General features: G+C 50.2%; 1 protein-coding gene. It reads left to right on the plus strand.

The features are described 5' to 3' along the window. Positions 1–229 (plus strand): PA domain-containing protein (locus R0J87_RS25480; protein WP_498889802.1); only part of this gene is annotated, 229 nt, incomplete at both ends.

Raw genomic sequence — 229 nt, forward strand, 5'->3', positions numbered from 1 at the left:
GGTTTGGTATCGAAAGAGTTTGCGCTGGATGATTATGCTGGCCTGGATGTGAAAGGCAAAATAGTGGTGTTGCTGGCAGGTCGCCCCGATAGTCTGCCAAGTGAAGAAGCAGCGCACTTAAACAGCCTGAAAACCAAGCTGGCCGCTGAACGTGGCGCTGTAGGCATTATTACCATACACACACCTAAACAGGAAAAAACGCGGCCGTACGCCACCAGCTTATTGTATT

The organism is Halomonas sp. SIMBA_159 (assembly GCF_046536035.1).
GTDB lineage: Bacteria > Pseudomonadota > Gammaproteobacteria > Pseudomonadales > Halomonadaceae > Vreelandella > Vreelandella venusta_A.